General features: G+C 73.0%; 25 protein-coding genes. 6 read left to right on the top strand and 19 right to left on the bottom strand.

What is annotated here, in order from left to right; translation table 11 throughout:
- Positions 1–23: 23 nt before the first annotated feature.
- Complete coding sequence (locus tag ACFV7Q_RS10695; protein WP_385426446.1) at positions 24–749, top strand: hypothetical protein; 726 nt, start codon at positions 24–26, stop codon at positions 747–749.
- Here the strand turns inward: ACFV7Q_RS10695 and ACFV7Q_RS10700 are convergent.
- From ACFV7Q_RS10700 to ACFV7Q_RS10725, 6 genes are all read right to left on the bottom strand, one after another.
- On the bottom strand, positions 709–2,016 hold the full coding sequence (locus ACFV7Q_RS10700) for a cytochrome P450 (RefSeq protein ID WP_385426449.1): 1,308 nt from the start codon (positions 2,014–2,016) through the stop codon (positions 709–711). The two genes, ACFV7Q_RS10695 and ACFV7Q_RS10700, sit on opposite strands and share 41 nt — an antisense overlap.
- A gap of 131 nt (positions 2,017–2,147) precedes the next feature.
- Positions 2,148–2,672, bottom strand: a complete 525-nt coding sequence (locus ACFV7Q_RS10705; RefSeq protein ID WP_385426452.1) for a hypothetical protein — start codon at positions 2,670–2,672, stop codon at positions 2,148–2,150.
- On the bottom strand, positions 2,669–4,111 hold the full coding sequence (locus ACFV7Q_RS10710; protein WP_385426520.1) for an ATP-binding protein: 1,443 nt from the start codon (positions 4,109–4,111) through the stop codon (positions 2,669–2,671). The genes ACFV7Q_RS10705 and ACFV7Q_RS10710 overlap by 4 nt, the downstream gene beginning before the upstream one ends.
- 17 nt (positions 4,112–4,128) lie before the next feature.
- Positions 4,129–4,812 (bottom strand): response regulator, encoded by a 684-nt coding sequence (locus ACFV7Q_RS10715; RefSeq protein WP_385426455.1) that lies wholly within the window; start codon positions 4,810–4,812, stop codon positions 4,129–4,131.
- A gap of 39 nt (positions 4,813–4,851) precedes the next feature.
- Complete coding sequence (gene murJ / locus ACFV7Q_RS10720) at positions 4,852–6,459, bottom strand: murein biosynthesis integral membrane protein MurJ (protein WP_385426523.1); 1,608 nt, start codon at positions 6,457–6,459, stop codon at positions 4,852–4,854.
- 206 nt (positions 6,460–6,665) lie between these two features.
- Positions 6,666–7,850 carry a lipid II:glycine glycyltransferase FemX gene (locus ACFV7Q_RS10725; RefSeq protein WP_385426458.1) on the bottom strand — a complete coding sequence of 395 codons (1,185 nt, stop codon included), beginning with the start codon at positions 7,848–7,850 and terminating at the stop codon, positions 6,666–6,668.
- A gap of 275 nt (positions 7,851–8,125) precedes the next feature.
- Between ACFV7Q_RS10725 and ACFV7Q_RS10730 the strand changes: the two genes are divergently transcribed.
- Both ACFV7Q_RS10730 and ACFV7Q_RS10735 read left to right on the top strand, forming a co-directional pair.
- A complete protein-coding gene (locus ACFV7Q_RS10730) occupies positions 8,126–9,277 on the top strand; it encodes an Ig-like domain-containing protein (RefSeq protein WP_385426461.1) in 1,152 nt (383 codons plus the stop codon).
- 149 nt (positions 9,278–9,426) lie between these two features.
- Positions 9,427–11,022, top strand: coding sequence for a CocE/NonD family hydrolase (locus ACFV7Q_RS10735; protein ID WP_385426464.1), 1,596 nt, complete (start codon positions 9,427–9,429; stop codon positions 11,020–11,022).
- A 2-nt stretch (positions 11,023–11,024) separates the two neighbouring features.
- Here ACFV7Q_RS10735 and ACFV7Q_RS10740 read toward each other — a convergent pair whose 3' ends face one another.
- The 10 genes from ACFV7Q_RS10740 to ACFV7Q_RS10785 form a co-directional block, all read right to left on the bottom strand.
- A complete protein-coding gene (locus ACFV7Q_RS10740) occupies positions 11,025–11,768 on the bottom strand; it encodes an amino acid ABC transporter ATP-binding protein (protein ID WP_385426467.1) in 744 nt (247 codons plus the stop codon).
- A 64-nt stretch (positions 11,769–11,832) separates the two neighbouring features.
- Positions 11,833–12,411 carry a histidine phosphatase family protein gene (locus ACFV7Q_RS10745; RefSeq protein ID WP_385426470.1) on the bottom strand — a complete coding sequence of 193 codons (579 nt, stop codon included), beginning with the start codon at positions 12,409–12,411 and terminating at the stop codon, positions 11,833–11,835.
- A gap of 56 nt (positions 12,412–12,467) precedes the next feature.
- On the bottom strand, positions 12,468–12,911 hold the full coding sequence (locus tag ACFV7Q_RS10750; RefSeq protein WP_385426473.1) for a DUF6278 family protein: 444 nt from the start codon (positions 12,909–12,911) through the stop codon (positions 12,468–12,470).
- Between the two features lie 58 nt (positions 12,912–12,969).
- Positions 12,970–13,755, bottom strand: a complete 786-nt coding sequence (locus tag ACFV7Q_RS10755; protein ID WP_385426476.1) for an exodeoxyribonuclease III — start codon at positions 13,753–13,755, stop codon at positions 12,970–12,972.
- A gap of 41 nt (positions 13,756–13,796) precedes the next feature.
- A complete protein-coding gene (locus ACFV7Q_RS10760; RefSeq protein ID WP_385426478.1) occupies positions 13,797–14,429 on the bottom strand; it encodes an MBL fold metallo-hydrolase in 633 nt (210 codons plus the stop codon).
- 39 nt (positions 14,430–14,468) lie between these two features.
- Positions 14,469–15,074: a hypothetical protein gene (locus ACFV7Q_RS10765; protein ID WP_385426481.1), complete on the bottom strand. Its 606-nt coding sequence runs from the start codon at positions 15,072–15,074 to the stop codon at positions 14,469–14,471.
- On the bottom strand, positions 15,071–16,231 hold the full coding sequence (locus ACFV7Q_RS10770; protein ID WP_385426484.1) for an ROK family glucokinase: 1,161 nt from the start codon (positions 16,229–16,231) through the stop codon (positions 15,071–15,073). The genes ACFV7Q_RS10765 and ACFV7Q_RS10770 overlap by 4 nt, the downstream gene beginning before the upstream one ends.
- Positions 16,232–16,247: 16 nt before the next feature.
- Positions 16,248–17,144, bottom strand: coding sequence for an ATP-binding cassette domain-containing protein (locus tag ACFV7Q_RS10775; protein ID WP_385426487.1), 897 nt, complete (start codon positions 17,142–17,144; stop codon positions 16,248–16,250).
- Complete coding sequence (locus tag ACFV7Q_RS10780; RefSeq protein ID WP_385426491.1) at positions 17,114–18,187, bottom strand: ABC transporter permease; 1,074 nt, start codon at positions 18,185–18,187, stop codon at positions 17,114–17,116. Before ACFV7Q_RS10780 ends, ACFV7Q_RS10775 begins: the two co-directional genes overlap by 31 nt.
- Positions 18,184–19,164, bottom strand: coding sequence for a sugar ABC transporter substrate-binding protein (locus ACFV7Q_RS10785; protein WP_385426493.1), 981 nt, complete (start codon positions 19,162–19,164; stop codon positions 18,184–18,186). The genes ACFV7Q_RS10780 and ACFV7Q_RS10785 overlap by 4 nt, the downstream gene beginning before the upstream one ends.
- A 231-nt stretch (positions 19,165–19,395) precedes the next feature.
- On the opposite strand from ACFV7Q_RS10785, the gene ACFV7Q_RS10790 reads away from it, so the two are divergent.
- Complete coding sequence (locus ACFV7Q_RS10790; RefSeq protein WP_385426496.1) at positions 19,396–20,400, top strand: Gfo/Idh/MocA family oxidoreductase; 1,005 nt, start codon at positions 19,396–19,398, stop codon at positions 20,398–20,400.
- A gap of 30 nt (positions 20,401–20,430) precedes the next feature.
- Here the strand turns inward: ACFV7Q_RS10790 and ACFV7Q_RS10795 are convergent, their stop codons facing one another.
- From ACFV7Q_RS10795 to ACFV7Q_RS10805, 3 genes are all read right to left on the bottom strand, one after another.
- Complete coding sequence (locus ACFV7Q_RS10795) at positions 20,431–21,618, bottom strand: cytochrome P450 (protein WP_385426499.1); 1,188 nt, start codon at positions 21,616–21,618, stop codon at positions 20,431–20,433.
- A gap of 76 nt (positions 21,619–21,694) precedes the next feature.
- Positions 21,695–22,645, bottom strand: a complete 951-nt coding sequence (locus ACFV7Q_RS10800) for a DMT family transporter (RefSeq protein WP_385426502.1) — start codon at positions 22,643–22,645, stop codon at positions 21,695–21,697.
- A 168-nt stretch (positions 22,646–22,813) separates the two neighbouring features.
- Positions 22,814–23,434, bottom strand: coding sequence for a dihydrofolate reductase family protein (locus ACFV7Q_RS10805; protein WP_385426505.1), 621 nt, complete (start codon positions 23,432–23,434; stop codon positions 22,814–22,816).
- Between the two features lie 200 nt (positions 23,435–23,634).
- Between ACFV7Q_RS10805 and ACFV7Q_RS10810 the strand changes: the two genes are divergently transcribed.
- Positions 23,635–25,272: a serine/threonine-protein kinase gene (locus ACFV7Q_RS10810; protein ID WP_385426508.1), complete on the top strand. Its 1,638-nt coding sequence runs from the start codon at positions 23,635–23,637 to the stop codon at positions 25,270–25,272.
- A gap of 108 nt (positions 25,273–25,380) precedes the next feature.
- Entirely contained in the window at positions 25,381–26,112 is a 732-nt protein-coding gene (locus ACFV7Q_RS10815) for an SDR family oxidoreductase (RefSeq protein WP_385426511.1), read from the top strand.
- The last annotated feature ends 89 nt before the right edge of the window (positions 26,113–26,201 follow it).

The following is a 26,201-nucleotide window of genomic DNA, read 5'->3' on the forward strand; positions in this document are numbered from 1 at the left end:
GGGCCGGGGCTAGCATCCGGCGCATGAACGACGACCTGCGCAACATCGTGCTCGGGGTGGCGGCCACCGCCGTCAGCGGCGGCTTCGGCTGGTTCACGCGGATCTATCTGTGGCGCCGCGCGCTGCGCCGCAAACAGGCGTTCTTCGGCCTGCCCGCCGGATCGGACTGCCTGTTCGTGGTCAACCGTAAGCCGGACGCCGATGCGTGGTCGGTACACCGTAACGACGCCTTCGCGCTGCTGGAGATATCGGCCCTGATCAAGGACTGTGGAGCGAACCTCCAGCTCGTCTCCCACGACGCGGTCCGCCAGGGCGTCGGCGAGCGCACGGAGTTCTGTGTCGGAGGCCCTTCCTCGAACACGCGGACGGTGGCCCACCTGTCCTCCATGCTGCCGGGCGTCCGGGTCGGCTCCTTCGAGGAGCCGGAACCGGACCGCTTGGCGATCCACGTCGGAGGGGAGACGTACCGGTGGGAGAAGGGCCGCATGGAGCACGTGCTGCTGGCCCGGGTGACGACCGGTCCGGGTACCCGCCCGGTGTTCCTGATATCCGGGCAGACGGCGATCAGCAACCAGGCGGGCGCCCGGTACCTGGCCCGCAACCACCGGGAGCTGGCCCGCAAGTACCGGGGGGCCTCGTTCTGCGTGGTGCTGAAGGTGACGAACTCCGACGCCTACGGCGCGGACGTGGCCGAGCTGGTGGCGGACGTCACCGGCCCGGCCCGGACACCCGTAGCGGCAGCCGCGTGATCCCGTTGATGAAGTTCGACACCAGCCGGCGGGGCGGTCCCGCGAGTTCCGGCGCGGGCATGGCCGTGCGCCACTCCTCGTGGAGGACGCGCAGCTGGAGCCGGGCGAAGTGGGCACCGAGGCAGACGTGCGGGCCGTCCCCGAAGGAGACGTGTCGGTTGGGGGTCCGGCCGAGGTCGAGGCGGCCGGGATCGATGAAGACGCGTTCGTCGTGGTTGGCGGAGGCGTGGAAGACCACCACCTTGTCGCCGGCCCGGAGCGGCTGACCGGCGAGCTCGGTGTCGACGGCCGCGGTCCGGCGGAAGCTGAGCACGGGCGGGTGGACGCGCAGGAGCTCCTCCACGGCCCGGCCGACCGGCACCTCCCCGGCGGACAGCCGCCGGTACTCGTCCGGGGCCTGGGCGAGGGCGAGCAGCCCGCCGGGGGCCGCGCTGCGCACGGTGTCGTTGCCGGCGACGGTGAGCAGGAAGAAGAACATCTCCAGCTCGCCCGGTTCGAGTCCGGCTTCGGCGAGGGAGGTCATCACGTCGTCGCCGGGGTGGCGGCGCTTGTGGGCGGCCAGCTCGCGCGCGTAATCGAACATCTCGCCCAGCAGCGCCGGTGAGCGCGGGTCGAGGGGCGTGCCGTCGGGGCCGCGCAGGGGTTCGGGCGCGTCCTCGGGGTCCTGGTACCCGATGACCCGTACGGTCCAGTCCAGTAGCAGGGCGCGGTCGCCGGGCGGGATGCCCAGCAGGTCGGTCAGGTTCAGCAGGGCGTACTCGTCGGTGACGGCGGCGACCACGTCGGCGGCGCCGTCCTCGGCCTCGTCGCGGGCGGCGGCCAGCAGCGTACGGGCCCGGTCCCGGACCCGGGCGGCGAAGGCGTCGACGCGGGCGGGGGTGAAGGCCCGGGAGACCAGCCGGCGGAGCCGGCCGTGGTCCGTCGGGGTGTCCCCGGGCCCGCAGGGCCCGGGTGAAGGGTCCTGGTTGAGCATGGTGCGGCGCAGGAAGGGCAGGTCGGCCGGGTCGGGGTCGCGGATCTGGGTGGCGCCCAGCCAGGAGGAATAGCCGGCGTGGTCGCGCAGCACGCGGACCACGTCGGCGTGGCGGGTGACCGCCCAGAAGCCGGGTCCGGCCGGCCAGCCCTGGATCTCCGGTTCGTCCTGCCAGGCGACGGGGTGCCGGTCGCGCAGGAGCCGGTAGCTGTCGTGGGGGACGCCCCTGGCGTAGATGCGGGGGTCGAAGACGTCGGGGAGGCCGGCCGCGGGCCGTGGGGAGGGGGGATGCATGTGCCCACGGTGGTGGCGGGGGCCCGCGCCCCGCAAGGGGACCGGTACCGGCAGGGAGAAGGCCGGGGCACCCGAGGGCCACCGAATACCGCGGGGCCCGGGTGGCCCGAGGCCGGCTGCCCCGCCCGGGGTCAGCCGACGACGCCCGCATCGCAGTGTGCCGCCTCGACGGTGGTGTCCGGGCCGACCAACACTGCGCGGTACTGGGAGGCGCTGGTGGAGAGCGCGGTGCACACCAGTTGGCGGCGGGCGAGGTCCGACAGGGGGCCGACGTTGAACGGGAGGCGCACCTCGACGACCTCCCCCGCGGCGGCGACCCGCGCACCGGCGGCCGTCTTGACGTCGACGCGGGGCAGCGCGGTCCGCAGACCGGCGGCCTTCTGCCCCTCGGAGGGGCCGGCGAGGAGCCTCACCACGCCGCCGTAGACCCCGTCCGAGGAGTAGTCCTGCGGGGAGGGGAGGAGCCGGTCCTGGGGGTCCACGAAGTACACCAGCGGCCGCTGGACGGGCCCGCCCACCTTCACCTCGGCGGGGGCGCCGCTCTCGATGACCCCGGTGGGCTTGATCCCGCAACCCGCGAGCGCCGCGCAGACGAGCAGGGCCGGGAGACCGGCGGCGGCCGGGCGCGTCCGGGGCGGGGACGGGCTCCTGGTCACGCGTCGGCCTCCAGCGGCATGTCGATGGTGAACACGGCGCCCCCGGCGGGCCCGTTCGCGGCGCGCAGGGTCCCGCCGTGCAGGCGGACGTTCTCCAGGGTGATGGCGAGGCCGAGGCCGCTGCCGGCGGAGCGGGTGCGGGCCGCGTCGGCCTTGTAGAACCGGTCGAAGATGTGCGGCAGCACCTCGGGGGCGATGCCGGGCCCGCTGTCGGCGACCTCGATCAGCAGGCGGGGGCCGCCGGGCCGGGGTGCGGTCCGCACGGTGACGCGGACCGGGGCGCTGCCGTGCCGCAGGGCGTTGCCGACGAGGTTGGCGAGGACGACGTCGAAGCGGCGCGGGTCGAGCCGGGCGCGGGCCTGCCGCGGCAGGTCGGTGGTCACCCGGTCGTCGTCCCAGTGCCGGCGCTCCAGGGTCTTGCGGACGGCCTCGGCGGCGTCGACGTCGTCCAGGTTGAGCTCGGCGGCGCGGGCGTCGAAGCGGGAGATCTCCATCAGGTCCTCGACGAGGACGGCGAGTTTGCCGGTCTCGGCGCTGACCAGGCGGAGGGCGGCGGCCGTGTCGGGGTCGAGGCGCTCGGCGTCCTCGTCGAGGACCTCGGTGACGGCGAGCATGCCGGTGAGCGGGGTGCGCAGCTCGTGGGAGACGTCGGAGGCGAAGCGCCGGGCCCGGGTCTCGGCCTCCCGCAGTTCGCTGACGGACTGTTCGAGGGCGCGGGCGGTCTCGTTGAAGGTGCGGGCGAGCCCGGCGAGTTCGTCCGCGCCGCGGACCTCGATCCGGGTGTCGAGGCGGCCGCGGCCCAGGTGCTGGGCGGCGCGGCGCATGTCGCGTACGGGGCGCAGCACGCTGCGGGCGGCGAGGAGGGCGGGGACGACGGCGATGGCGAGGCCGGGGACGGCGCCCTGTTTGGCGGCTTCGACCATGGCCTCGACGGTCTGGCGCTCGGTCGCCAGGGGCATGGTGGCGAAGACGACGAGGCCGGTGGCCTGCCGGCCGTCGCCCCGGCTGATGACGGCGGGCATGCCGACGGCGAGGTAGGGGGACCCGCTGCTGTCGGCGACGCGCTGGAAGGCGCCGTGCGGGTGGGCGCCGACCTGCTTGCGGAGCTGGTCGCTGACCACGGTGGAGGTGGGCGCGCCGTTGCTGGAGGCGCGCAGGGCCCCGTACTCGGCGAAGATGTTCCAGGGGTGGGGCTTGCCCCGTTTGGCCAGTTCGGTGACGAGGCTCTGGAGCTGGCTCTGGTCCATGGGGAGGCTGACGTACTGGGCCTCCATCAGGTCGCGCAGCGTGCTGACGGCCGTGTCCTGGCTCTGTTTGAGGACGGCGTTGCGGGCCTGCTGGTAGGTGAGGGCGGCCGTGCTGACCGCGCTGATCGCGGCGACGAGCAGGAAGGCCGCGATCAGCCGGGTGCGCAGCCCGAGGGGTGCGATGCGTGCGATACGTCCCACCGGAGCGCCTACAGGGGACCGAAGCGGTAGCCGAAGCCGCGGACGGTCTGGATGTAGCGGGGGGCCGCTCCGGGGTCCTCGATCTTGTGGCGCAGCCGTCGCACACAGGCGTCCACGAGCCGGGCGTCGGCGTGGTAGCTGTGCTCCCACACGTACTCCAACAGCTGCTGGCGGGAGAAGACCTGCTCGGGCGAGGCGGACAGGTGCAGCAGCAGTTTGAGCTCGCTGGGGGCCAGGGGGACCCGTTCGCCGTTCTTGGCGACGGTCAGGCCGGCTCGGTCAAGGGCGAGCTCCGCGTGGAACTCCACCCCGGGGCGGCCGGCCGCGGTGTCGCCGAGGCGGCGCAGCACGGCCTTGATACGGGCCTCGATGACCTCGGTACGGGCGGGCTTGACGATGTAGTCGTCGGCGCCGGCCTCCAGTCCGACGACGATGTCGAAGTCGTCGCCGCGGGCGGTCAGCATGATGATCGGGACCTGGCTGGTCTCGCGGATCCTGCGGCAGACCTGTACCCCGTTGATGCCGGGGAGCATGAGGTCGAGCAGCACCAGTTCCGGGCGGAAGGTCCCCATCAGGGCGAGGCCGGCCTCGCCGGTGTCGGCGGCGCTCACTTCGTGGCCCCGGCGGCGCAGGCCCAGGCCCACCCCCTCCCGTACGGAGGGGTCGTCCTCGATCAGCAGTACGCGTGGCATCCGGTCGTGTCCAAGGGTGGTGGTGGGCGGTGTGCTCCGCTAGCGGCCGGTGCGGCGCCGCAGGGAGGCCGGCAGATCGGTGATCCCGGTCAGGCGCAGCGGCCTGGCGAGGAGGACGACGACGAGGGCGATCACCGCGGTTCCCGCGCCGGTCGCGGCGAGGTCGCCGAGGCCGGACCGGTCGGCGGCGCGGGCGGCCGCGTACCCGGCGGCGGCCGCCGGCAGGGCGGCGGCGAGCAGCCGCAGGTGGGTGCCGAGCGCGGTTGCGGGGCTCGTCCCTGGGCCGGCGCTGCGCGGGCCGAGCCGGCGGGCGAGGACGTACGCGGTGACGGCGAGGCCGGCGAAGAGGGCGACGGAGTAGGCGGCGGCCATGCCGGTGACGGCCCAGCGCGGCGGCAGCAGCAGGTAGGCGGCGGCGGAGAGTCCGGCGTTCAGCCCCGCGATGACCAGGTTGAGGAAGAACGGGGTCCTGGTGTCGGAGAGGGCGTAGAAGCCGCGGGAGAGGACGTACTGGCCGGAGAAGGCGATCAGGCCGGGGGCGAACGCCGCGAGCATGCCCGCCATGACCTCGATGTCGGCGGCGCCGGTGCGGCCGTACCCGAAGACGCTGCCCATCACCCAGGGGGCGAGGGCGGCGAAGAGCGCGGCGGCCGGGACGACGAGGGCGGCGCTGGAGCGCAGCGCGTACGACACGTCGCGGCGGACGGCGGCGAGGTCGCCGTCGGTGGCGGCGGCGCTCATCCGGGGCATGAGGGCGGTCACGAGGGAGACGGTGATGATGCCCTGCGGGACGATCCACAGCTGGTAGGCGTTGCTGTAGGCGGTGTAGCCGGCGCCGCCCGCGAGGCCTGCTTCGACGGCCTGCCGGCCGGCGGTGGTGGACAGGCGGGTGACCACCCAGTAGCCGATCTGGTTGGTGAACACGAGCATGACCAGCCAGCCCGCGTTGCGCAGCGGCCGGGCCAGGCCCTGGCCGCGCCAGTCGAAGCGGGGGCGCCAGCGGAAGCCGGCGGCGCGCAGGGAGGGTATGAGGGCGAGGGCCTGGACGACGATGCCGGCGGTGGTGCCGAGGCCGAGCAGCCGGGTCTCGCCGGCGGTCAGGCCCTGCGCGCCGTGGTGCGAGAGGTACAGGAAGAGGCCGAAGACGCAGATGATGACGAGGTTGTTGAGGACGGGGGTCCACATCATCGCGCCGAACCGGCCGCGGGCGTTCAGCACTTGACCGAGCAGGGTGAACAGCCCGTAGAACAGGATCTGCGGGAGGCAGTAGCGGGCCAGGGCCACGGTGGTGTTCGCCTGGCTGCCGGTGTACGGGGTGTACGCGGCCACGATCAGCGGAGCGGCCAGCACGGCGACGGCGGTGAGCAGCACGAGCACGGTCGTGCAGGCGGTCAGCAGCCGGTCGGTGTAGGCGGCTCCGCCGTCCCGGTGCTCCTTGGCGGCCCGGACCAGTTCGGGCACGAAGACGGCGTTGAGGGCGCCGCCGACGAGGAGCATGTAGATGATGTTCGGGACGGTGTTGGAGACGGCGTAGGCGTCGCCGAGCAGCCCGGTGCCGAGCGCGGCGACGACGACGGCGGAGCGGACGAATCCGGTGGCCCGGGAGACGATCGAGCCCGCGGCCATGACCGCGCCGCTGCGCAGCACCGAGGTCCTGGGCGCTGCCGCGGCGGGCGCCTCCGTAACGCCGGGGGGCGCGTCGGCGTGGGCGGTCGCGCGGGGGCCGGCTGCCGCGTCGGGGGCGGTGGGCGTGTCGGGGGCGGTGGGCGTGTCGGGGCCGGTGGGCGCGTCGGGGCCGGTGGGCGCGTCGGGGCCGGTGGGCGCGTCGGGGCCGGCCGCGGACGGGGCGGCCGTCACCGGCGGGCCAGGTAGGCCTGGAAGGCCTTGTAGAGCGCCGTGTTGGCGTATCCGTCCAACGGTATCTCCCACTCTCCGAGCGTTTCGACGACGTGTCCGCCGGTACCGAGCTTCCAGCGCAGCAGTCCGAATGGGCGTTCGGCGGGGTCGAGAGTGGAGGGTACTCCGCGCATGTCGTATTCGTCCGCTCCCAGGGCGTGTGCGTCGCGCATCATGCGCCACTGCAGGGCGTTGCTGGGGCGTACCTCGCGGCGGTGGTCCGCGGAGGCGCCGGTCTGGTACCAGACCCGGCCACCGGCGGTGATCATCGTGTGGGCGGCGAGGACCTCGCCCTCGTGGACGGCCAGGTAGAGCCGCATCCGGCCCGGGGCCTCGGCGTTCAGGACCGCGTACTGCTGCTCGAAGTAGGCCGCGGAGCGGCCGAGCCGGAAGCCGTCGCGCTCCTCGGTGATGCCCAGCAGCCGGTGGAACTCCGGCAGGTCGGCGGCGGTCCCGAGGACCGTCCGCACACCGGACTTCTCGGCCTTGCGCACGTTGCGCCGCCACTCCTGGTTGAGCCCGGCCCACAGGTCCTCCACGGAGCGGCCGGCCAGCGGAACGCGGAAGACGTGGCGGGGTTGGGCGTCGCCGTCGTCCTCGCCCCCGCAGCGCCGCCAGCCGCGGGTGCGCAGCCGGTCGGCGAGTGCGCTGCCGACCGGGTCGACCTCGGTGGCCAGGACGTCCGACAGCTGCCGGCCCGGGCCGGCGGCGGCCTTGAGGGCGGCGGCGTCCCAGCGGCGGTAGGCGGGGGAGGGCCCGATCCGCACGGCGAAGGCGCCGGCCGCGCGCAGGTGGCGCAGGAGCGGGGTGAGCCAGCGGTCGAGGTACGGGTCGGACCAGTCGGCGACGGGCCCCTCGGGCAGGTAGGCGAAGTATTTGCGGGTGCCGGGGAATTGGCGGTACAGCACGAGGCCGGCTCCGGCGATTTCCCCGTCGGGGTGGTGCCATCCGACCGATTCCGAGCGCCAGAGGTCCTTTACCCCGGCCCATGACGGGTACTGCAGAAAACTTGCGTTCCGGTTCCGGGAAAGGAAGGCGCGGTATTCAGCCGCGGACAGGGAACGGAACTCCAGCTCCCGGTTCCGGTCCGGATCCGGGGCCGGGCGCTGGGGGTGGGCGGGGGTCGCGAGCAGTGCGCACACGGCGGATCGGCCTTCCTGTACGTCCGGGGTGGGATACACGGGACCCTCACAAGCGTCCGTGACGGAACTGCACGGCGTTCGTGACCGAACGATGACCGTTTCGCTGCGGTCCAGGTCACAACCAAAAAGTCGGATCTTTTCTGCGGATTGCGCAACCTAGAGTCCCCCCGTCCGCATCTCCCCATCCGGACGACCGTTGCTTTGGAGGGATTTCGTTGAGCCGCACACGCCGTTTCACACACCGCCGCCACGCCATGCTGGCGGGCACTGCTCTCATGGCCGCAGCGCTGACCGCCTGCACGGGCGGCTCCGGGGGCGGCGACAAGGCCGACGGCAAGGCGGAGTCGAAGGACAAGGCGGCCATGGCGATCACCGTGAACCTCACGGGCGACCAGGCCAAGCCCGGCGAGCCGGTGAAGGTCACGCTCGCGGAGGGCAAGTTCGCCCAGGTGAAGGTGTCCGACGGCAAGGGGGGCGAGCTGCCCGGGAAGATAGCCGACGACGGCCGGACCTGGACCTCGGAGCGCAACGCGGCGCCGGGCACGGACTACAAGGTCGAGGCGCAGAACACGGACAGCCAGAGCGCGAACGCCCAGTTCAAGACCGCTGCTGCGGACAAGGTGAACAAGGTCACGATCGTTCCGGGCAAGGGCTCCACGGTGGGCGTGGCCCAGCCCATCTCGCTGGTCTTCGACAACCCGGTGAAGAACAAGGCCGAGGTGGAGAAGCGCCTGAAGGTGACCACGTCGAACAACACCGAGGGGTCCTGGGGCTGGTTCAAGGACTACACCGGCAACGACCGCGTCGACTGGCGACCGAAGGAGTACTGGAAGTCGGGAACGGACGTCAAGGTCGAGATGAGCCTGAACGGCGTCGACTCCGGCCAGGGCGGCGGATACTTCGTGCGCGACTACGACACCAACTTCAAGATCGGCAAGGACCGCCGGCTCCAGGTCGACCTCGACAGCAAGAAGATGTCGGTGGTCGAGGACGGACAGACGGTGAAGACGATCCCGGTCTCGGCGGGCACGCCCGGCGGCAAGAAGGCCTCCTGGTCCGGGAAGATGGTGCTGATGACCAAGGAGGGCACCATCCGGATGGACTCCCAGACCGTGGGGCTCGGCGACTCCTACGACAAGATGGTCGACTACTCGATGCGGGTGACCTGGTCGGGCATGTACATCCACGCCGCACCGTGGAACGCCGGGTACTTCGGCCGGACCAACGCCAGTTCCGGCTGCGTGGGGATGAGCGACTCGGACGCCAAGTGGCTGTTCGACTCGTCCCAGGTCGGCGACGCGGTCGAGGTGACGGGCAGCGGTTCCAAGGGCAAGGCGGACATCGGCAACGGTTACGGCGAGTGGAACCTGTCCTGGGACGAGTGGAAGGCCAAGAGCGCCCTCAACGGCGCGCCCCAGAACGGCTGACCAGCAGCGGGCCACCCCGTCGTCGCCGCGGCCTCACCGGGAATTCGATCAATCGTTACCAGCGCGTAACTTACTGACGGGTTACCTTTGGTAAGCAACTCCCGTTACCGTCGGGTCACTTCGACATCGGCGCATGCGAGGAGCCCACGATGGTCCGCACCCCCACCGCGGCGGCCGTGGCGGCCACCCTGACCGTGGCCGCCCTGGGCCTGACCCCCCAGCAGGCCCGGGCGGCGGCCCCGGCCCCCTCCCCCACCCCGTCCGTGGCCGCGGCCTCCGCGGCCTCACCCGGACTCACCTTCCACGACATCCCGGGCTCGGGCGGCATCACCCTGAAGGGCAACGCGTTCACCCCGGCCGGCGCCGAACCCGGCCGGAAGTACCCGCTGATCGTCCTGCCCGGCAGCTGGGGCATGCCACAGATCGAATACATCGCCCAGGCGAAGAAGCTCGCCGACTCGGGCTACGTCGTGGTCAGCTACGCCTCCCGCGGCTTCTGGCTCTCCGGGGGACAGATCGAGGTGGCCGGCCCGCCCGACGTCGCCGACGTCTCCGCCGTCATCGACTGGGCGCTGGCCCACACGCCCGCCGACGCCGGCCGCATCGGCGTGGGCGGGGTCTCGTACGGCGCGGGCATCAGCCTGCTCGCCTCCGCCCACGACCCGCGGATCACGACCGTGGTGGCGCTCAGCGGCTGGGCCGACCTCATCGAGTCCATCTACTCCGGCCGCACCCAGCACCTCCAGGCCACCGCCCTGCTCGGCGCCGTCGGCCACGCCACCGGCCGCCCCGGTCCCGAACTCGACCGGATCCTCGCCGACTTCATGAGCTCGCGGTTGGAGCGGGAGCAGGAGATGATCGAGTGGGGCCGGGTGCGCTCGGCCTCCGAGCAGGTGGACCGGATCAACGCCAACGGCGCCGCGGTCATGCTGGGCAACGCCTGGGGCGACACCATCTTCCCGCCCAACCAGTACGCCTCCTTCTTCGAGAAGCTGACCGGTCCCAAGCGGCTGGAATTCCGCCCCGGCGACCACGCCACCGCCGAGGGCACGGGCCTGTTCGGCCTGCCCAACGACACCTGGACCAGCGCCCGCCGCTGGTTCGACCGCCACCTCAAGGGCGAGCGCAACGGGATCGACACCGAAGCCCCGGTGCAGATCAAGTCCCGCAGCGCCGGGGGCTACGAGGGCTACGCCGACTGGAAGTCGGTGGGCGCAGCCGCCACCGAGAAGCTCGCGCTGAACGACACCGAGCACCTGTTCACCGGCGTCAACACCGGGGCCGACGGCGGCGTCGTCCTCCTCTCCAGCGCCCTGGACCAGTTCGCGAAGATCCCGCCGATGGCCTCCGTCCCGCTGCTGCCGCGCACCTTCGCCGCCGTCTGGCAGTCCGAGCGCTACGGCAGCGACAAGCACGTCCGCGGCACGGCGAAGCTGCACACGACCGTCACGCCCACCAAGTCGGACGGCACCTTCGTCGCGTACCTCTACGACGTGGGCCCGCTCGGCATCGGCAAGCTGGTCACGCACGCCCCCCACACCTTCCACGGCAAGACCCCGGGCCGCGCCTTCGGTGTGGACCTGGACCTGTTCTCGACCGCCTACGACGTGCCGGCCGGCCACCGGCTGGCCCTCGTCATCGACACCGTCGACCCCCTGTACGCGGAGTACAACCCCTTCGGCGCCCAGCTCACCTTCACCTCCCCCACCACCGACCCCTCGTACGTGGCGGTCCCCCTGCGCTGAGGTCAGTGCTTGAGGATCTTGGAGAGGAAGTCCTTGGCACGGTCGCTCGCGGGGGCGGTGAAGAACTCCTCCGGCGGGCGGTCCTCGACGATCGTGCCGTCGGCCATGAAGACGACCCGGTTGGCGGCGGAGCGGGCGAAGCCCATCTCGTGGGTGACCACGACCATGGTCATCCCCTCCGCCGCCAGCTGCCGCATGACCTCCAGCACCTCGTTGATCATCTCCGGGTCGAGGGCGGAGGTGGGCTCGTCGAAGAGGAGCGCCTTGGGGTCCATGGCCAGGGCACGGGCGATGGCCACCCGCTGCTGCTGGCCGCCCGAGAGCTGGGCGGGGAACTTCTCGGCCTGGTCGGCGAGGCCGACGCGCTCCAGCAGCTCGCGGGACCGCCGGTCGGCGTCCGCCCGGCCGCGCTTCCTCACCTTGACCTGCGCGAGCGAGACGTTGGCCAGGACCGTCTTGTGCGCGAAGAGGTTGAAGGACTGGAAGACCATGCCCACCTCGGCGCGCAGCGCAGCCAGGTCCTTGCCCTCGGCGGGCAGCGGCCGGCCGTCGAGGGTGATCGTCCCCGACTCGACGGTCTCCAGCCGGTTGATGGCCCGGCACAGGGTCGACTTCCCGGAACCGGACGGGCCGATGACCACCACCACCTCCCCGCGGCCGACGGTGAGGTTGACGTCCCTCAGGACGTGCAACTGCCCGTAGTGCTTGTTCACGTCCCGCAGCTCGATCAGCGGATCGACGGTCATGTGCTGCCTGCCCCCTTGTCGGTGTGCCGAGGTCAGGATCGACTATCCGGGCGGGAAGCGCACTTCAGCCGTCAACACGCCCGGCACCCGTCGCAGCGGGCCAACCGTCGGGGAGGGTGTAGTGCCAGCCCTCCCGCCAGCCGAACGGGGCGTCCACCAATTCCTCGATCGAGGCGCCGTGCAGGAGGCAGTCGAGCGCCCACTTGTTGGCCGAGTGGGAGATCAGCAGGACCCGCTGACCACTTCGGGAGGCGGCCAGGTCACGGAGGAGGTCCGCGGTGGCCCCGATGACCTGGCGGTAGCTCTGGCCGCCGGGGAAGGGGGTGTCGATGTGGCGGGAGCGGTGGCCGGCGAGGTCGGCGACCGGGCTGCCGTTCAACGTGCCGTAGTCGCATTCCCGCAGCCGCGGGTCGCGGTGCACGGGGACCGTGGTGCCGGCGAAGGCGAGGCGGGCGGTCTCCACCGCCCGGTGCAGGTCCGAGACGAAGACGGCCGCGAGACCGTCGTTGCGGCGGCGTTCGCCGAGCTCGGCGGCGAGGCGCCGGCCCGCCGCGGAGAGCCTGCCGGGCAGCCCGCCGGTGGCGATGCCCCGTTCGTTGTCCTCGGTGAGCGAGTGGGTCTCGAAGACGATGTCGACGGCCATACGGGCTCCGTTCCCGGTGCGGTCCGGCGGCTGGGGGAGCGGGAGGACTCGGAGGTCTACAGGCCCTCGGAGGCTTCCGCGTACGCCTGGGAGAGCTCGGGGGACCCGGTCATCGCCCAGGACACCCCTGACTCCACCACGTTCAGCTCCCGGCCCGAGGCCAGCAGGATCACCGGCTGCCCGTCCGGGCGCACCTGCCAGCTCGCGCCCGGACGGGTCCGGATGATCACCGTGCCGAGGTAGAGGCCCGCGTCGTTGCCGAGCCACGGGACGAGCTCCGGATCCCGGCGCCAGCGCGGCATCAGCTGGTCCAGCGCCTCCAAGGAGGCCGGGGTCTCGTCGAGTTCGAGTCCGGCCGCCCGGGCCTGGACGCGCAGCATCTCGCACTCCGAGAACAACTCGCTGACGCCTTCGGGGTCCTGGGCGAGGGCGGCGGCGAGTCCCGCACCCCGTTCCGTGTCGTTCCGGTTGAGCCAGTGGTCCAGGAAGGGGATGTTCATGCCGTCCAGCCTGGCACCGCGGCGCCCGGCTGGCCACAGGGCGCGCCTGGATCCGGCGTCACGCGTCGAGGTCGAGGTCCACCACGACGGGGGCGTGGTCGGAGGCGCCCTTGCCCTTGCGCTCCTCGCGGTCCACGTAGGCGTCCTTCACCGCCTTGGCGAAGGGCTCGTTGCCGTACACCAGGTCGATGCGCATCCCGCGGTTCTTGGGGAAGGCGAGCTGGCGGTAGTCCCAGTACGTGTACGGGCGGTCGTACTTGAGCGGGCGGGGCACCACGTCGGCGAGCCCGGCGGCGCGCAGCGCCTCCAGGGCGGCCCGCTCGGCGGGGGTGACGTGGGTCAGGCCGGCGAAGGCCGCCACGTCATAGACGTCCTCGTCGGTGGGGGCCACGTTGAAGTCGCCGAGCACCGCGAAGGGGCGGGGGCCCGCGGCGTCCTCGGCGACGGCGGTGGTCAGCGCACGGAACCAGTCCAGCTTGTAGCCGTAGTGGTCGTGCTCGACCTCGCGGCCGTTGGGCACGTACACCGACCACAGGCGCACCCCGCCGCAGGTCGCGGAGATGGCCCGGGGCTCCTGAACGCCCTCGTAGCCGGGCCCGCCGGGCAGGCCCTCGACCACGTCCTCCAGGCCGACCCGGGAGACCAGGGCGACGCCGTTCCACCGGCCGGTGCAGTTGACCACCGCCTCGTACCCCAGCTCGCGCAGCTCGTCGAAGGGGAACTGCTCGGCGGTGCACTTGGTCTCCTGGACGCAGAGCACATCGGTACCGGAGGACTCCAGCCATGCCAGCAGCCGCGGCAGCCGGGCGGTGATCGAGTTGACGTTGAAGGTGGCGATACGCATACCAGACAACCTACCGCCCGGCGCCGACACCCGGCCGGCGCTCAGAGGGCGGCGCTCTCTCCGGCGGTCATCCGGCTGTGCGGCGCTCCGCCCAGGTTGTCCAGGACCGTGTCGTAAATGGGCCTGGCGATGTCGGAGAGGTAGGCGTCGTGGATGTCGATCGCGCGGACCGGCTTGACCTCGCGCACGTAATCGATCACTTCGGCGACCTTGTTCCACGGGGCGTGCACGGGGAGCATCAGGGTCTCCACCGGGCTGCCGGGGACGGTCAGCGCGTCGCCGGGGTGGAAGAGGGAGCCGTCGACGAGGTAACCGACGTTGGTGACCCGGGGGATGTCAGGGTGGATCACGGCGTGGAGTTCGCCGTGCACCCGTACGTCGAAGCCGGCCGCGGTGAAGGCGTCGCCGTTGCCGACGGTGTGCACGCGGCCCGGGTACGCGGGCGCCAGCCGCTCCGCGACGCTGCGCAGCGTCCACAGCCCGGCGGCGGGGTTGGCGTCGAGGGCGGCCCGCAGCCGGCCCTCGTCGAAGTGGTCGGGGTGCTCGTGCGTGACGAGCAGGACGTCGGCGCCGAGGCCCGCGTCGGGCTCGCTGAACGCGCCGGGGTCGATGACGAGCACACGCCCGTCCTTCTCCAGCTGGACGCAGGAGTGCAGCCGCTTGGTGAGCTTCATGATCCCAGGCTAGCGGCCCGCCCCGCCCCGGCCGGGCGGTTAGGGAACCGCGGTGGAGACCACGTAGACGCGGGGCTTGGCCGGGTCGGTGAGGTCGACCGTGACGTCGCGGGTGGGGCGCGGGTCGGGCTGCTCCAGGGTGATCCCGTACCAGCTGTTCGAGGGGCCCCAGCTCCAGCCGGCGACGGCGGCGTCGTGCGCGGAGATGGAAACCTCCGGGGTCAGCGCGGAGCGGCTGGTGCCGAGGGCGGCGAGGAAGGCGTCCAGCTCCGCGGGGGTGACGGCGAACTGCACGTACAACCGGCTGGTGTGCCAGTTGTTGGTCTCCAGGAAGCCCACGCGCCAGGCCTTGAGCGGGATGGGGACGTCGTAGATGCTGCGCTGCACCCGGGAGGGCCAGCCGGGGCGCACCTTGGTCGCGCCGACCTTGGCGGCCTTGTCGCGGCCGCTGGCGCGGCTCTGCTGGGCGGACACGGCGAGGTATCCCGCGGGCACGCCGACCAGCAGCAGGATGATGATGGCGGTGATCCAGCGGCGCCGGACGACGTGCCTGCGGTCCTCGGTCGCGGTCGGCGCGGCGGTCGCGGTCGGCGTCGCGCCCCCGTCGGGGGTGGACGCCCGGCGGGGCGGGGTGGGGGGTGTCACTGCGTTTCCTGGTCGTCGGGGCGTGGGGTGGCGCGCCGGCCGAGCTGCGCGTAGCGCTCGTACCGCTCGACGCGCCGGCGCGTGGCGCGCCGGAAGCGGCGGGCGACGAGCCGGGCGAGGTCGGCGGCGCCGACCATACCTGCTTCGGGCCCGAGCTGGGCCTTGGCGATGCGGGCTTCGGGCCGGTAGCCGCGGCCGGTGAGGTGGCGTCGGAAGGCGTCCCGGGCGGGGCCGATCAGCAGGTCGTCGGCGGCGCTCACGCCGCCACCGATGACGAAGCAGGAGGGGTCGAGCGCGGCGGCGAGGTTGGCGATGCCGACCCCGAGCCACTGGCCGATGTCCTGGAGGAGCTCGACGCACATGGCGTCGCCCTCGCGGGCGAGCTCGGTGATCAGCGGGCCGGTGATCTCGGGGATGTTGCCGCCGACGCGGGCGATGATGTTGTGGGCGACCGGGGAGTCGGCGGCGGCCAGTTCGCGGGCCTCGCGCACCAGGGCGTTGCCGGAGCTGTACTGCTCCCAGCAGCCGCGGTTGCCGCAGGGGCAGCGGTGGCCGCCGGGGACGACCTGCATGTGGCCGAACTCGCCGGCGACGCCGTACTTGCCCCGCTTGACCTGGCCGCCCTCCAGGATGGCGCCGCCGATGCCGGTGCCGAGGGTGATCATGACGAGGTGGTCCTCGCCGCGGCCGGCGCCGAAGCGCCATTCCGCCCAGGCGGCGGTGTTGGCGTCGTTGTCGACCATGACGGGGACGGCGAGGCGGGACTGCAGGGCGTCGCGCAGCGGTTCGTCCCGCCACGCCAGGTGGGGGGCGAACAGGACGCGGGAGCGGTCGGCGTCGACCCAGCCGGCCGCACCGATGCCCACGGCGTGGACGTCGTGCCGGTCGGACAGGTCCAGGACGAGCTCGACGATGGTGTCCTCGACGACCTTGGGGCTCTTGGACTTGTCGGGGGTTTCGGTGCGGATCTTCTCCAGGATCACGCCGTCGGCGTCGACGACGCCGGCCATGACCTTGGTGCCGCCGATGTCGATGCCGACGGTGGGGACGCGCGGGGCGGTCAGGTGCGACCGGCGCTCACGGGTCCCGATGGTCCGCAGGACGGTGCCCCGCGCCGACCCCCGGTGGGTGAGCGTGAAGTCCCGGTACGTGCTCATCGAGTCGTGTCGTCCCTCAGGGTGCGGTGGTGCCGTGCGCGGTGGTGCCGTGCGCGGGGCCGTCGGTCCCGCCGTCCGTGGCGGTGGCGGGAGCGGGGTGCCGGTCCGATTCTGCCACCCGCTCCAGCTCGTGGCTCAGCTCCTCCAGCTCGGAACCCCCGGCCATCTGCCGGGTGAGTTCGTCGAGGGTGACCGAGTCGCGGCTGTGACTGCCCGCCATGGTGCCGCGCTTGAGCAGGACGAACCGGTCCCCGACCAGGTGGGCGTGGTGCGGGTTGTGGGTGATGAGGACCACGCCGAGGCCGGCGTCGCGGGCGGCGGCCACGTACTTGAGGACCACACCGGACTGCTTGACGCCGAGGGCGGCGGTCGGCTCGTCGAGCACGAGGACCTTCGCGCCGAAGTGGACGGCGCGGGCGATGGCCACGCACTGCCGCTCACCGCCGGACAGGGTGCCGATCGGCTGGTCGACGTCGCGCAGGTCGATGCCCATGCGCAGCAGCTCGGCGCGGGTGGTCCCGCGCATGAGGTCCACGTCGAGGCGGCGGAAGGGGCCGCGGCCCCGGGTGGGCTCGGAGCCGAGGAAGAAGTTCCGCCAGACGGGCATGAGCGGGACGACGGCGAGGTCCTGGTACACGGTGGCGATGCCGCGGTCGAGGGCGGCGCGCGGGTTGGCGAGGGTGGTCTCCTCCCCCTCGATCTCGAAGGTGCCGGCGTCGTGCCGGTGCAGGCCCGCGATGATCTTGATGAGGGTGGACTTGCCGGCTCCGTTGTCGCCGAGGACGCAGGTGATCTCGCCGGCGGAGACCTCCAGGGAGACGTCCTGCAGGGCGCGGACGTTGCCGTAGTACTTGCTGACTCCGGTCAGCTTCACCAGAGAGGTCACTTCGCCTCCGCCCGCTTGCGGACCCATGCGTTGAGCAGCACGGCCAGCAGCAGCATCGCGCCGAGGAAGAACTTGAACCAGTCCGGGTTCCACTGGGCGTAGACGATGCCGTTGCTGGTCATGCCGAAGATGAAGGCGCCGACGGCGGCGCCGATCGCGGAGCCGTAGCCGCCGGTCAGCAGACAGCCGCCGATGACGGCCGCGATGATGTACAGCAGCTCGTTGCCGACGCCCTCGCCCGACTGCACCACGTCGTACGAGAAGAGGATGTGCTGCCCGGAGATCCAGGCGCACAGGGCGACGCCCATGTAGAGGCCGATCCGGGTCTTCACGACCGGGACGCCGACGGCGCGTGCCGCGTCCGCGGCGCCACCGACCGCGAAGATCCAGTTGCCGGCGCGGGTGCGCAGCAGGATCCAGGTGGCGACGGCGACGAGGGCGATCCACCACAGGACGGTGACCTTGAGGGTGACCGCGCCGAAGGTCCACTGGGAGGCGAAGAGCGCGCGGGCGGAGGGGAAGCCCTCCATGTCGGAGATCCCCTTGGTGGACACGGTGCCGCTGATCAGCTTGGTGAAGCCGAGGTTGAGGCCCGTGAGCATCAGGAAGGTGCCGAGCGTGATGATGAAGCTCGGCAGCTTCGTGCGGGTCAGCATGAACCCGTTGAAGAAGCCGATGGCCAGGGTGACCAGCAGGGACACCCCGACGCCGACCCACACGTTGGCGGTCATCTGGTAGCTGAACATGGAGCTGACCAGGGCCGCGGTGGTCACCATGACGCCGGCGGAGAGGTCGAACTCGCCGCCGATCATCAGCAGTGCCACCGGGACCGCCATGATCCCGATGGTGGAGGCCGCGTACAGGATCGTGCTCAGGCTGGAGGCCTGCAGGAAGCTGGGGGCGGCGAAGGAGAAGAAGACGAACACGGCGGCGGCGCCGACGACCGCGCCCAGCTCGGGACGGCCGAGGAGGCGGCGCAGCAGCGAAGCGGGAGCGAGCCGCTCGTCGCCGGAGCGGGAGCCCGGGGCCGGCGCGGGGCCGGGGGCGGGGGCCGGGGCGGTCGCGGTCATCGGCTGCCCCGCTTGATGTACTGCTCCAGCTCGGCGGCCTCGGCGCCGGTCACGATCTGCGGTCCGGTGAGCACCGGGCGGCCGCCGCCGAGCACGTCGGCGTTGTAGCGGTAGAGCCACAGCAGGTCGACGGCCTCGTAGCCCTGCAGGTAGGGCTGCTGGTCGACGGCGAAACCGAGGGCCCCGGACTTGAGGTCGCGGGCGACGGACTCGTTGAGGTCGAAGGTGTCCACCTCGGCCTTGCTGCCCGCCGCCTCCTTGGCTTTGACGGCGGTCGGGGCGAAGGGGGCGCCGAGGGTGAGGATCGCGTCGACGGACGGGTCGGCCTGGAGCTTCGCTTGGATGGCGGCCTGGACCGAGGGCATGTTGGTGCCCTCGACGTACAGGTTCTCCATGGTGCCGCCGAAGGTCTTCTTCGCTCCGGCACAGCGCTGTTCGTGGCCCACGTTGCCCTGCTCGTGCAGGACGCACACGGCCTTGGTGCGGCCGCGCTCGGTCAGCTCGGTGCCGACGGCCTCGCCGGCGACCTGCTCGTCCTGGCCGATGTGGGTCAGGGCGCCGTACTGCGCCGACTGCGCGGACCCGGAGTTGACGGTGACCACGGGGATGCCGGCCTTGACGGCCTTGCCGATCACGTCCTTGAGGGCCTCGGGCTTGGCGAGGCTCACGATGATGCCGTCGACCTTCTGGTCGACGGCGTTCTGCACGAACTGGGCCTGCTGCTGCGCCTGGTCGTCGTGGGAGTAGACGAAGTTGATGTTGTCCTTGGCGGCGGCCTCCTTGGCCCCCTTCTGGACGATGTCCCAGAACGTGTCGCCGTCGCCGGCGTGGGTGATCATCGCGAAGGTCCAGCGGGGGGTGGACACGGCGGGGCGGCCCGCCGCGGCGGCCTTCGCCCGTTCCTCGGCGCGTTTGCCGCCCGTGCTGCTGCAGCCCACGAGGGAGGCCCCCAGTACCGCCGCGAGCACGGCGCCCACGACGCGTACCCCTGTCCCTGCACTGACCACGTCTGCGTGCCCTTCCCTCGATGCGTGCTCTTCTGGTCCGCCGTCATCAAAGCGGTCATTCCGGTTTCAGCCGCCCAGTATCCGCCACAGTGGCGGATACGAGGCCATCGGGGGCTTCCCGACGGCCCCGGGACCGTCCCGGGCCTTCCGGCTGCCGTCATGCGGATTGACAGCCTCCGCCGGGCGGTCCAGGTTGAGTGCATGCGCATCGGGCTGATCGGAACGGGCCGGATCGGCTCCTTCCACGCGGCGGCACTGGCCCGCCACCCGGACGCCGGCTCGCTGCTGCTCGCCGACGCCGATCCCACGCGTGCCGTACGGCTCGCCGACCGGCTGGGGGCCACGGCCGCGCCCTCCGTGGACCACGTCTTCACCTGGGGCGTCGACGCCGTCGTCGTGGCCTGCTCCACCGACGGGCACGCCGAGCTGGTGCTGCGGGCCGTCCGCGGCGGGCTGCCGGTGTTCTGCGAGAAGCCACTGGCCGGCGACCTGGTCCGGACCCTGGCGGTGCTCCGCGAGGTGACCGCCGCGGGCGGGGTGCTGCAGCTGGGATTCATGCGCCGCTTCGACGCGGGCTACCGGACCGCGCGGGAGCTGGTGCGCTCCGGGGCCCTGGGCCGACTGCACACCGTACGGACGATGACCGCCGATCCGTCGCCGCCGCCCGCCCCGTACCTGGCCGCGTCCGGGGGCCTGTACCGGGACTGCCTGGTGCACGATTTCGACATGGTCCGCTGGGTGACCGGCCGGGAGGTGGCGGAGGTGTACGCGACCGGCTCGGACGCTGGTCCGCCGCGGTTCCGCGAGGTGGGCGACGTGGACACGGCGGCGGCCGTGCTGACGCTGGACGACTCCACCCTGGTGACCTGCACGGGCACCCGGTGCAACGGGGCCGGGTACGACGTCCGGATGGAGCTGGCCGGGGAACTCGACCAGGTCTCCTCCGGGCTCGACGACCGTACGCCGATCGCCTCGACCGAGCCGCACGGCCCGCCCCCGGCCGCCAAGCCGTGGACGGGGTTCCTGGAGCGGTTCGCCCCCGCGTACGAGGCCGAGCTCGCGGCGTTCGTCCGGCTGGTCCGCGGCGAGGGCCCCAATCCCTGCGACGGCCGGGAGGCACTGGCCGCGCTGCGGGTGGCGGAGGCGTGCGAGCTGTCGCGGCGGGAGCGGCGCCGGGTGGCCATGGCGGAGCTGCCGGACCTGTGAGGGCCGGACCTGTGCGGACACGGTTCGCGGCTACCAGCGCACCGGCAGCCGGGTCACGCCCCGCATGAGGCTCCCGCCGATCCAGGCCGGCGGTCCCGCGTCGGGGTCCTCGGCCAGGCCGGGGAAGCGCTCCAGCAGGCCGCGGATCGCGATCCGGCCCTCCATCCGGGCCAGCGGGGCGCCCAGGCAGAAGTGCAGGCCGTGACCGAAGGCGAGGTGGCCCTGCGGGGCGCGCCGGATGTCGAAGGTGTCGGGGTCGGCGTAGCGACCGGGGTCGCGGTCGGCGGCGGCCAACGAGACGAGGACGGTGGCCCCGGCCGGGACGGTCGTGCCGCCGAGCTCCACGTCCCTGCGGGCGTACCGGTAGGTGGCGTTCTGGACGGGGCCGTCGTAGCGCAGCATCTCCTCGACCGCCCCGTCGAGGAGGCCGTCGTAGTCGGCGCGCAGCTCGGCGAGCTGGTCGGGGTGCGCGAGCAGGGCGCGCACGCCGTTGGCGACGAGGTGGACGGTGGTCTCGTGGCCGGCGACCAGCAGCAGGAAGGCCATGCCGATCAGCTCGTCCGGGGAGAGCGAGTCGCCGTCCTCGTCCCGGGTGCGGAGCAGGGCGCTGAGCAGGTCCTCGCCGGGGTCCTCGGCCTTGCTCGCGACGAGCTCGCCGAGGTACAGGCTCAGCTTCTGGTGGGCGCTGGTGTCCGGGGTGTCGCCGGAGGGGGCGACGACCTCCTTGGACCAGTGGGAGAAACGGGCCCGGTCCAGGTCGGGGACGCCGAGCAGCTCGCAGATCACCGTCATGGGCAGCGGGAAGGCGACGGCCTCGACGAGGTCGGCGGTGCGCCGCGGGCGGGCGGCCATCGCGTCGATCAGTTCGTCGGTGACCTGCTGGACGCGGGGGCGCAGCGCCTCGACGCGGCGGGCGGTGAACTCGCGGGCCACCAGGCGGCGCAGCCGGGTGTGCCGGGGCGGGTCGGACTCCAGCATGTTGAGGTTGGCCGCGGTGCGGGCCAGTTCCGGCAGGCTGCTGCTCCAGTCCTTCGACAGGTCCGGGTGGTTCAGGGCCTGCCGGGCCTCCTCGTGGCCGACGACGATCCAGCCGGGCTCGTACTCGGGCGCCGAGACCCCCACGGGGTGGACGGGGCCGGCGGCCCGCAGCCCGGCGTAGAAGGAGTACGGGTCGGCGTGGAAGTCCGGGGCGTTCCCGCTGATGTCCGGTTGAGGCATGTCGCCACCCTAAGGCGGCGGTTGATCCCCTGACCCGGCGCTTTCCGGTCACTCCGCGGCCCGGTGCCGCGGCGGTTCAGGCGGCTGCGGGCCCCGCGGCGCGGCGGCCCCAGGCGGTGCCCGCCAGGACTAGGGCGGCGCCTGCGAGGCCGGTCGGGCCGAGGTGCTCGCCGCCGATCGCGATGCCGGCGGCGGCCGCCCACAGCGGCTCGGTGCCCAGGAGCAGGCTGACGCGGGAGGGCGAGGTGCGGCGTACGGCCCACATCTGCACGAAGAACGCGAAGAGGGTGCAGCACAGGGAGAGGAAGGCGAGCCCGGCCCATTCGGCGGGGCCGAAGGCGGCGGCCGCCGCCCAGGGGGTCGCGCCGGTGCCGGGCACGGCGGCCAGGGCCGCGAAGACGAGGACGGCGGCGCCGAGCTGAACGGTGGTCAGGGACAGCGAGTCGGCGTCCTTCACGGCGGTCATGCGGGCCGTGAGCAGCACGTTCACGGTACGGGCGAGGGCCGCCCCGAGGATCAGCACGTCGCCGGTGCCGGGCGCGGTGAACCCGGCGCCCTGCGTCAGCAGCACGACCCCGGCGACGGAGAGGCCCGCGGCGGCGAGGAACGCCCCCGACGGGGCCCGGCGCTGCAGGGCGGCCTCGGCGAGCGGGGTGAAGATCATGGTGAGGCTGATGATCAGGCCCGCGTTGGTGGCCGAGGTGTGGACGACGCCGTACGTCTCCAGGACGAAGATCCCGCCCAGGACCAGGCCCAGCCCGCCCGCCGCGCGCAACTGGCGGAGGGTGAGGGCGCGCAGCCGCCGCCAGCCGGCGACGACGAGCACGGGCAGGACGAGGGCGAAGCGCAGCACGAGCACCGCGATCACGGTGTCGGCGGCGGTGATCTCCTTGGCGGCGAGATAGCTGCCACCCCACACGACGGCGACGGCCAGTACGGGCAGGTCCGCGAGGCGGGCGAAGCGGGCGGCACGGCCGGCCGGGGCGGCAGCGTCGGCCGGGCGGTCGAGGAGGGGGGACGAGGTCACCGGGGGACGTCTCCAACGGCTGGCGGTGGGTGGAGACTTCGGCGGCTCGCACGGGGGCGGCCCCACCGTACCGGAGCGCGATCATCCCGGTCGATGGCATTCCGGGGGCGGGCTTCCCGCCCCGGCCGCTCCTTCCTTGCCCCCGTCACGCGGTCACGCCATCACGCGTCACGCGAAGCTGCCGAAAGTGGCCCGGCCCTTCGGCCGGTACGTGTGGATGGCGATGCCGTTCGGGGTCGTGCGCGAGAAGGCCAGCTCGCAGGCCGTCGGCAGTCCGCCGGTCGGGAACAGCCGCTGTCCGCCGCCCAGGTAGACGGGGAACACCATCAGGTGCATCTCGTCCACCAGGTCCCGCGCCAGCAGCCACTGTGCGAGCAGCCCGCTGCCGTGCACCTGGAGCTCCCGGCCCTCCCCCAGGGCGTCCTTGATGCGCACGATGTCGCTCTGCATCTCCTCCCCGTCGATGACGGTGGTGCCGGCCCACTCCGGGTCCTTGAGGGTGGTCGAGGCCACGTACTTCGGCAGGCTGTTCAGCCGGCTCGCGATCTTGTCCTCCGGGTCGGTCTTCTGCGGCCAGTACGCGGCGAAGATCTCGTACGTCCGGCGCCCGAGCAGGAACGCCCCGGCCCGGTCGAAGTTCTCGTCGACGAACTCGCCCGTGGCGTCGTCGAAGAAGGGCACCACCCAGCCGCCGCACGCGAAGCCGCCCCTGCGGTCCTCGTCCGGCCCGCCGGGGGCCTGCATCACACCGTCGAGGGTGAGGAAGGTGGTGAGGGTCAGCTTGCCCATGGCTCTGCGCTCCTGGATCGCGGTCGGTTGCGGCTGCCGCCCGAGGGCCGCCGTTGCACGGTTCAGACTCCCGCTCCGCCCCGGACTCATCGCCGCGGCGCGCACGGACTCCCCGCGGATTCCCGCCGCCGCCCGCCACTTAAGCTCTCTCGTTGATCAACTCATCTGTTGATCGGTGGACTGCAGGGGGAGAAGACCCGATGAAGAGCGCGGCCGAGGTGTTCCAGCCGCTCGCGGCGGACGATCCGCAGGCGGTGGCCGGATACCGGCTCGCGGCCCGGCTGGGCGCGGGCGGCATGGGGCGGGTCTACCTGTCGCACACCCAGGGCGGCCGCCCGGTGGCGATCAAAGTGGTCCGGCCGGAGCTGGCCGGGGACCCGGCCTTCCGCCGGCGCTTCTACCGGGAGGTGGAGGCGGCCCGCCGGGTGCGCGGCGCGTACACGGCCGAACTGATCGACGCCGACGCGGAGGGCACGCCGCCCTGGCTGGCCACGCTGTACGTGCCCGGGCCGTCGCTGTCCGATGCCGTGGCCCGGGGCGGACCACTGCCGGTACCGGCCGTGCTCTGGCTGGTGGCGGGCGTGGCCGAGGCGCTGCAGGTCATCCACGAAGCGGGGATCGTGCACCGCGACATGAAGCCGTCGAACGTGCTGCTGGCCGCCGACGGGCCGCGTGTGATCGACTTCGGTATCTCGCTCGCCTCGGGCATCACCCGGCACACGACCACCGGCGCGGCCGTCGGCACGCCGACCTTCATGGCCCCCGAGCAGGCGTCCGGGGAGGAGGTCACGGCGGCCACCGACGTGTTCGCGCTGGGGCAGATGGCGGCCTTCGCGGCCCTGGGACGACCGCTGTACGGGGGCGGCCCCTCGGTCAGCGTGCTGTACCGGATCGTGCACGAGGAGCCCGACCTGGAGGAGGTGCCCGAGGCGCTGCGCCCGCTGATCAGTCGGTGCCTGGCCGCGGATCCGGCGGACCGGGCCACCCCGGCGGAGATCGTGGAGCAGTGCCGGAAGCTGCTGGGCCCCGACGCCGACGAGGGCGCCGGCCCGGCCGTCTGGCGGGAAGTCACGGGCCCGGATGTGGAGGTCCCGGCTCCGGTGGCGGACCCCACCCCGGTCCGTACGCTGTCGTCCCCGCACTCGCCCTGGGCGCCGCCGCAGGTGACGGCGCCGCCGGCCGGGCCGGAGGAGGAGAAGGCCCGCCGCCGGCGCCGGGCCCTGATCGCGGCCGTGGCCGTGGTCAGCGCGGTGGCGCTGGGGGCGGGGGCTTGGACGATCTCGAACGCCCTGGACGCGTCCCGCGGCCGGTCTTCGGCCGGGGCTGCATCGAACGGCACGGAGCCGGGCGGCTCGGGGGCGGCAGCCGGCACCGCCACGGACGGCGGGAGGTCGGGGTCGTCGCAGACCCGGGCGAACACGTCCGGGCCGCCGAAGCCGGCCGTGTACACGCAGCAGTGGCTGGATGACAAGACGTCGGTGAACATCAAGGAGCCGACGCGGCAGGAGAACGACAAGGGCGACATCCGCTTCACCTGCGACGGGGGCACGTACGAAGGTGCCTGCTCCCTGGTGAGCGACACCAGCGTGATGAACCTCGCCTTCGCCAAGCCCGGTGCCACCTTCGAGGACTGCCGCGCTCTCCTGGGCCGTGCCGACTTCGGCGACGCCAAGCAGCGCCGGCTGCCGCTGGCAGCGGTGGCGGCCGGCAGCGAGATCTGCGTGAAGCACCCCTCGGGGGACATCGCGCTGCTCGTGGTCCAGAGGAAGGTGACCGCGGCGGTGCCGCAGGTACCCGGTTTCCTCACCGCGGACATGACGGTCTGGCGGGCCTCCTGACGGCTCCCCGGCCGCGCGGAACGCGAGGTCGGATTCCCGCCAGCAGCGGCCTCGCCGCCCCGGTTCCATAGGACTCGTTGAACATGCAACCAACAACGAGGAGGGGCCATGAACGGCAGGACCGCTGTGGTCACGGGCGGCAGCCGGGGCATCGGCGCGGCGATCGCGCTGCGGCTGGCCGAGGAGGGCGCGGACGTCGCGATCACCTACGCCGGGAACGAGCAGGGGGCGGCCGAGGTGGTGCGGCGGACCGAGGCGCTGGGGCGCCGGGGGTACGCCGTACGCGCCGACGCCGGGGACGCGGGCGAGGCGGCGGGCGCCGTCGAATGGGCCGCCGACCGGCTCGGCCGGCTCGACGTCCTGGTCAACAACGCGGGCATCGGGGTGCTCGGCCCGCTGGGCGAGCTGACCCCGGCCGATGTGGACCGGGTGCTCGCGGTCAACGTGCGCGGCGCCTTCCTGGCGGCGCAGGCCGCGGCCGACCGGATGGGCGAGGGCGGCCGGATCATCACCATCGGCAGTTGTATGGCCCGGCGGGTACCGGGTCCGGGCGGCACCCTGTACACGATGAGCAAGGCGGCGCTGTCCGGCCTGAACCGGGCGCTGGCCCGCGAGCTGGGCGGGCGCGGCATCACGGCGAACCTCGTCGAACCGGGGCCGGTGGACACCGACATGAACCCGGCCGAGGGCCCGATGGCGAAGGCGCAGAGCGACATGACGGCACTGGGGCGGTTCGGCCGGCCCGAGGAGGTGGCGGCGATGGTCGCGTTCCTGGCGGGCGGTCAGGCCGCGTACGTGACGGGCGCCGAGTTCTCGGTGGACGGCGGCCACGCGGCGTGAGCGTTCCTCCCGGCCGGACGCGGAGGCGGCCGGGACGCCGACGGGGCGCACCGGGGCGGAATGATCTGGTGCGCCCCGCGGGCTGTCCG

This window comes from Streptomyces sp. NPDC059851, assembly GCF_042732005.1.
Lineage (GTDB): Bacteria > Actinomycetota > Actinomycetes > Streptomycetales > Streptomycetaceae > Streptomyces.

Coding starts and splice junctions, on each gene's coding strand:
- ACFV7Q_RS10695 (WP_385426446.1), top strand. CDS start 24: ATGAACGACGACCTGCGCAACATCGTGCTCGGGGTGGCGGCCACCGCC.
- ACFV7Q_RS10700 (WP_385426449.1), bottom strand. CDS start 2,016: ATGCATCCCCCCTCCCCACGGCCCGCGGCCGGCCTCCCCGACGTCTTC.
- ACFV7Q_RS10715 (WP_385426455.1), bottom strand. CDS start 4,812: ATGCCACGCGTACTGCTGATCGAGGACGACCCCTCCGTACGGGAGGGG.
- ACFV7Q_RS10730 (WP_385426461.1), top strand. CDS start 8,126: ATGGCCGCAGCGCTGACCGCCTGCACGGGCGGCTCCGGGGGCGGCGAC.
- ACFV7Q_RS10735 (WP_385426464.1), top strand. CDS start 9,427: ATGGTCCGCACCCCCACCGCGGCGGCCGTGGCGGCCACCCTGACCGTG.
- ACFV7Q_RS10740 (WP_385426467.1), bottom strand. CDS start 11,768: ATGACCGTCGATCCGCTGATCGAGCTGCGGGACGTGAACAAGCACTAC.
- ACFV7Q_RS10745 (WP_385426470.1), bottom strand. CDS start 12,411: ATGGCCGTCGACATCGTCTTCGAGACCCACTCGCTCACCGAGGACAAC.
- ACFV7Q_RS10750 (WP_385426473.1), bottom strand. CDS start 12,911: ATGAACATCCCCTTCCTGGACCACTGGCTCAACCGGAACGACACGGAA.
- ACFV7Q_RS10755 (WP_385426476.1), bottom strand. CDS start 13,755: ATGCGTATCGCCACCTTCAACGTCAACTCGATCACCGCCCGGCTGCCG.
- ACFV7Q_RS10760 (WP_385426478.1), bottom strand. CDS start 14,429: ATGAAGCTCACCAAGCGGCTGCACTCCTGCGTCCAGCTGGAGAAGGAC.
- ACFV7Q_RS10770 (WP_385426484.1), bottom strand. CDS start 16,231: ATGAGCACGTACCGGGACTTCACGCTCACCCACCGGGGGTCGGCGCGG.
- ACFV7Q_RS10775 (WP_385426487.1), bottom strand. CDS start 17,144: ATGGGTCCGCAAGCGGGCGGAGGCGAAGTGACCTCTCTGGTGAAGCTG.
- ACFV7Q_RS10780 (WP_385426491.1), bottom strand. CDS start 18,187: ATGACCGCGACCGCCCCGGCCCCCGCCCCCGGCCCCGCGCCGGCCCCG.
- ACFV7Q_RS10790 (WP_385426496.1), top strand. CDS start 19,396: ATGCGCATCGGGCTGATCGGAACGGGCCGGATCGGCTCCTTCCACGCG.
- ACFV7Q_RS10795 (WP_385426499.1), bottom strand. CDS start 21,618: ATGCCTCAACCGGACATCAGCGGGAACGCCCCGGACTTCCACGCCGAC.
- ACFV7Q_RS10805 (WP_385426505.1), bottom strand. CDS start 23,434: ATGGGCAAGCTGACCCTCACCACCTTCCTCACCCTCGACGGTGTGATG.
- ACFV7Q_RS10810 (WP_385426508.1), top strand. CDS start 23,635: ATGAAGAGCGCGGCCGAGGTGTTCCAGCCGCTCGCGGCGGACGATCCG.
- ACFV7Q_RS10815 (WP_385426511.1), top strand. CDS start 25,381: ATGAACGGCAGGACCGCTGTGGTCACGGGCGGCAGCCGGGGCATCGGC.